Origin of the sequence: Frankia sp. QA3, assembly GCF_000262465.1 — a bacterium.
GTDB lineage: Bacteria > Actinomycetota > Actinomycetes > Frankiales > Frankiaceae > Frankia.
This window is the reverse complement of sequence record NZ_CM001489.1, coordinates 1,947,003-1,951,645: the sequence shown is the minus strand read 5'-3', so window position 1 is coordinate 1,951,645 and position 4,643 is coordinate 1,947,003. Positions and strand designations below refer to the sequence as shown.

Below are 4,643 nucleotides of genomic sequence, written 5' to 3'. Positions count from 1 at the left end.
GGCGCGCCCCGCCCCGGCGGCCACCACCCCCGCGCCGGCCACCCCGGCCGCCGCGCCGCCCGCCGCCGCGGTGCCCGCGGCGGCGACGCCGTACTGCGGGTCCAGCCGCTACGTCGAGGAGATCGTCGTCGAGCAGTGGACCGACGGCCGGCTGCGGATCTCGGTGCGGCCCACCCCGGCCGCCCGCCACGGCGACCGCGACGAGGCCACCGACGCGATCTGGACGGCCATCGGCGGCTGCGTGTCCACTCTGCCCGCCCTCGGCCGCGACGTCACCGACAGCCTGCACGCCCAGCTGAGCTGCCACCAGTACCTGGCCCTGGTGCCCGCGCTGGGCGGCGGCCCGGGTTACGCCACCGGCGACACCTACGACCTGGAGAGCTGGCGGCCGATGATGCGACCGAACTCGGTGTCGACGTGGATCTCCACCCGCTGCGCCAACACCCTCGGCACCGACCCCACCGGCCCGCCCGCCCGCGTCTGGCGCCCCGACGGCGTCCGACCCCGGCACACCGTCGCCGGCGAGCACGCCTGACCCACGCGCCCACCCACCGCCGGCTTGACGGCGACGACCCGCACGCCGTACCAGGCGGCGAACGACTGCGCCCACCAGCCCGTGCCCCGCCCTGCCCTGCGCCCCTCGAACATCGCCCTTCGAACATCGCCCTTCGAACATCGCCCGCCGTGGATCGCCGCCGTGGATCGCCCACCGTGCATTGGGGGACATCCGCCGCGCACCGTCACCCGAACCGGGTGCGGCGTGCGGTGTCACGCCGGTGGCGTGCGATCCGTCAGGGTTGCGACACCCGGCAGCCACCACGGAAGGCGATCATGGACGAGCAGGAACGACACGGCGCCCAGGAGCTGCTCGCGGCCCGGTTCGAGGCGCACCGCGGCCAGCTGCGGGCGGTCGCCTACCGCATGCTCGGCTCGCTGGCCGAGGCCGACGACGCCGTGCAGGAGGCATGGCTGCGCCTGAGCCGCGCCGACAGCGACGCCGTGGACAACCTCGGCGGCTGGCTGACGACCGTCGTCGGCCGGGTGTGTCTGGACATGCTGCGCTCGCGCACCGCGCGGCGGGAGGATCCCCTCGACGACCTCGTGCGCCTGCCCGACCCGGTCGTCAGCCGCGCCGACGGCGTCGACCCCGCCCAGCAGGTGTTGATCGCCGACGCGGTCGGCCTGGCCCTGCTCGTCGTTCTGGAGACCCTCGGCCCGGCCGAACGGCTCGCGTTCGTGCTGCACGACATGTTCGCCGTCCCCTTCGACGACATCGCCCCGATCGTGGGGCGCTCCCCGGCGGCCACCCGCCAGCTGGCCAGCCGGGCGCGGCGCCGGGTGCAGGGCGCGCCGACCGCGCCCGACGTGGACCTGGCCCGCCAGCGCGCCGTCGTCGATGCCTTCCTCGCCGCCGCCCGTGGCGGGGACTTCGACGCCCTGCTCGCCGTGCTCGACCCCGACGTGGTGCTGCGCGCCGACCGGGGGGCCGCCGGGATGGGGGTCAGCGGCTCCGGGCGGACCCGCGGGGCACGCGCCGTCGCCGCCCGGGCGCTGACGTTCCGCCGCTTCGGCCGTGCTGCCCGCCCGGCGCTGGTCAACGGCACCGCCGGGCTGGTCACGATGAGCGCCGGGCGGCCTTTCGCCGTCATGGGTTTCACGATCAGCGGCGGGCGCATCACCGAGATCGACATCCTCGCCGACCCCGACCGCCTGCGCACCCTGGACCTCGACCTGGACGCCTGACCCGCCGCCGCCCGCGGTCGATCCCGGTGCCTCCCTTGCCCTTCCAGAGGGGGTCGCCGTAGTACTCGCGAAAAATCGGGCGGATCTGCCTGACCTGCGATGATCCCGAGCTACCCTCGGCGCCGCGGGCTGGACAGCACCTCGGTGGCCTGGTGCACGGCGGCCAGACCTGGCTTGACGTAGCGCTGCACGCTGCGCAGCGACTTGTGTCCGGTCTTGGCCATGATCACGTTTGCGGAGGTGTTGGCGTCGCCGAGGTGGGTGGCCGAGCTGTGCCGGAGTTGGTGCAGGCGCAGCCCGTCGCCGTAGTGGCCGAGCAGGATCCGTGCCCGGTCGTATCCCAGCCGGACCCGGCCTGTGTCTGGGCCGAGGTCGCGGGGGTCGGTGGTCGCGCGGCGGTGTGGGCCGGGCCGGTGTGCCGAGAGGAACAGTGGGCCGCGTGCGCGGCCGGCGATCAGCCGGGGCAGCAGGTGGGCGGTGTCGGTGCCCCAGGTGATCCACATGGTGTCGCCGCCCTCGACGGTGACCCGGGCCTGTTTGTTGGGCAGGTCCAGGTCCTCGATGTTGAGCGCGAGTACCGCCGAGGCCCTGCTGGCGGACTCGTAGAGCATCCGCCACAGCGTCTTCTCGCGCAGCGGGACGTCGCGGCGTCGGCACAACCGGTCGATTCGGGAGCGCGACACGGCCTTGGTGTCGTCGTTGTTCACCGCTGCGGGCGAGGCCTCCACCGGCCCCGTGCCCAGCCACCGCAGCCGGGTCATCCCGATCGCCGGGTCAGTCACCAGCAGGCCGTCCAGCCCGACGCGGCGCTCGTCGGTGAACTCGTGCGCCAGCCGGTCGAACGTCTCCTGCCGCGCGACCTCGCGGGCGTGCGCGACCCGCTTCACCACCGTCACCGGCCCCGGCCGGATCACCTTCGCCGAGATCAGGTACTCGCACGTCAGCCGGAACAGCAACGTCGGCGAGTCGTGCTCCATTTTTTCTCCGGTACTACGGCGACCCCTTGACCCCAGGACGCGGCCAGACTGGCCCTCGCGCGTGTGCGCGCGGGGGGCGCCGGGGGGACCGTACGGCCCTGGCCGGCGAGGTCACCCGCTATGGGTTCACGGGCGACCGGACCCGGCTCGCGCGCCCCGAGGTCTTCCGCCGAGCCCGGAGCACCCCGACCTGATCCGCCGGTTTCCCGGTCGTCCTGGGAAACGGGGTTGTCGATGACGATGTGCAGGTCGGCCCAGGTCCATGCTGTACGCCCGATTCGACGCGCGGCTCCCCCGCGTGCGCGGGGGCCGCGGGATGACTAGTCGCGACTCTCACCGCGCAGCAGCGGGCGCAGCTCCTCCAGGCACAGCCGGCCGGCCGCCGGCGGGCACATCCGCACCCCGGGGATGTCCGGCTGGACCAGGATGTCGGGCCGGTGGATCCGGTACGGGGGTCGAGGAAGATCCGTGCAGCCGTTGGCGCCAGCGATGATCTATCCGGTCGGTCGCCGAGCCGGCGGAGCATGTTCACGAGGAGAATGACGGCATCAGCGGCGATGCCGGCCTCGCGGCGGGTAGGCGTGGTGTTGTGCTTTACGTGGTGGGCGAGCTCGCTCGTCTTGGTAGCCAGGCCGCGCAGGTCGGCGTTGCCTGTTCCGGGGAGTGCGCCCTCGATGAACCGACCGAGGCGCTGCTTGGTCTTGTCCGGCGGCGGCACGGTCTCGCCGGGGCGCAGGTGGCGCTGAGGGTCGTAGACGGTGCGTCCCAGCGCTATGAGGACGTCCACGCAGTCGGTTCCGATTCCTCGGTAGTCCTGGGGGGCCGAGGCAAGGTGGAAGTGGCGTCGCAGCTCCTGGATCTCGCGGTCGACGTCGGGCCAGCCGGTGGCGCTTCTGGGGCTGATGGGAGTGGCGAGTTGGTCCTCGAGGCGGGCTTCTTCCATCCGGAGCAGGCGCGCCCGCAGGGGGCCGAAGATCGTTTCGAGGTATTCGCGGCGGGCTGCCCAGGAGCCTGACATCTCGTTCTTGATCCAGTAGGTGCGGAACGAGGAGAAATCGCGGAAGGGCACCTCGAAGGGCGGGGCGAGTCGGCGCAGGACTGCCCGGAGTGCCTCCACGCGTGCTTCGCTGAAGATGGGTTCCATCTGGTGGCCGATGTCGAACGGGTCGTCGTCGAGGGTGGCCCAGGACGGCTGCTCAGGGACGTCGAAGAAGTCCGCGGGCTTCATGCCACCGGCTCCCCGTGTCGAATCGTGGGCCGGTTGCCGATGGTGGTCTTGTCGAGGTGGCCGTACACCGTGGAGCGGGGGACGCCGAACATCGCGGCGATCTGCGCGACGGTGTGCTTGCCACCGTCGTAAAGCTGCTGGGCGAGCGCGGCCTGGTCAATGGTGAGCCGGGGTCGCCGTCCGCCGGCACGGCCGCGGGCGCGCACCGCGGCCCGGCCGCCGCGGGGACGATCCCCGGAGCCGTCCCGCCGACCATCCCCGTCCCTGGTCAGGGCCTGATCCGGTACCGAGTCTGGGGACACTCGGGCACCCCCTGCGCCCCGGCTGGCCTGCTGCTGGCAGCCCTGGTGGGGGTACACGGGGATGATCGGGTGCCAGACCGGCGCCGGATTGGTCTCGCCTTTACCGGCTCCGGTCGACGCTGGCCAGCACCGGTCTGATGACATGGACGGGTGCCGGCGACGCGATGGGGACCTTGGATCGACGAGCGGTTCGCTCGGCCGCTGCGGCGCGGGCTGCCCGCGTCGGCCCGGACACCGGGGGTGCGCGTCGTCGAGGCCGCCGGTGCGCTGCTGCGCGTCCGCGACGTCGGACATGGGCGGACGCTGGTGTTCGTCGCGGATCCGCCGGTCACCGTGGAGGCCTACAGCGAGGTGATCAGCCGGCTCGCCGGGCGTCACCGGGTGGTGGTCCTC

General features: G+C 73.2%; 5 protein-coding genes and 2 pseudogenes. 3 read left to right on the top strand and 4 right to left on the bottom strand.

All coding sequences use genetic code 11. The annotated features are described in order from the left end of the window. Positions 1-535 (top strand): DUF2599 domain-containing protein (locus tag FRAQA3DRAFT_RS07825; RefSeq protein WP_009738530.1); only part of this gene is annotated, 535 nt, incomplete at its 5' end. A gap of 296 nt (positions 536-831) precedes the next feature. After that, entirely contained in the window at positions 832-1,743 is a 912-nt protein-coding gene (locus tag FRAQA3DRAFT_RS07820) for a sigma-70 family RNA polymerase sigma factor (protein WP_009738529.1), read from the top strand. 110 nt (positions 1,744-1,853) lie between these two features. Here the strand turns inward: FRAQA3DRAFT_RS07820 and FRAQA3DRAFT_RS38525 are convergent, their stop codons facing one another. From FRAQA3DRAFT_RS38525 to FRAQA3DRAFT_RS07805, 4 genes and pseudogenes are all read right to left on the bottom strand, one after another. After that, complete coding sequence (locus tag FRAQA3DRAFT_RS38525; protein ID WP_369809445.1) at positions 1,854-2,354, bottom strand: tyrosine-type recombinase/integrase; 501 nt, start codon at positions 2,352-2,354, stop codon at positions 1,854-1,856. A gap of 75 nt (positions 2,355-2,429) precedes the next feature. Further along, a pseudogene (locus FRAQA3DRAFT_RS38520) lies at positions 2,430-2,720 on the bottom strand (site-specific integrase); the annotation flags it as partial. Between the two features lie 118 nt (positions 2,721-2,838). Then, the gene (locus FRAQA3DRAFT_RS31345; RefSeq protein WP_009738527.1) at positions 2,839-3,948 is read right to left on the bottom strand and encodes a hypothetical protein; all 1,110 of its coding nucleotides are present in this window, start codon (positions 3,946-3,948) and stop codon (positions 2,839-2,841) included. Further along, the gene (locus tag FRAQA3DRAFT_RS07805; RefSeq protein ID WP_009738526.1) at positions 3,945-4,250 is read right to left on the bottom strand and encodes a helix-turn-helix domain-containing protein; all 306 of its coding nucleotides are present in this window, start codon (positions 4,248-4,250) and stop codon (positions 3,945-3,947) included. Before FRAQA3DRAFT_RS07805 ends, FRAQA3DRAFT_RS31345 begins: the two co-directional genes overlap by 4 nt. A gap of 150 nt (positions 4,251-4,400) precedes the next feature. On the opposite strand from FRAQA3DRAFT_RS07805, the pseudogene FRAQA3DRAFT_RS36885 reads away from it, so the two are divergent. After that, a pseudogene (locus FRAQA3DRAFT_RS36885) lies at positions 4,401-4,643 on the top strand (alpha/beta hydrolase); the annotation flags it as partial.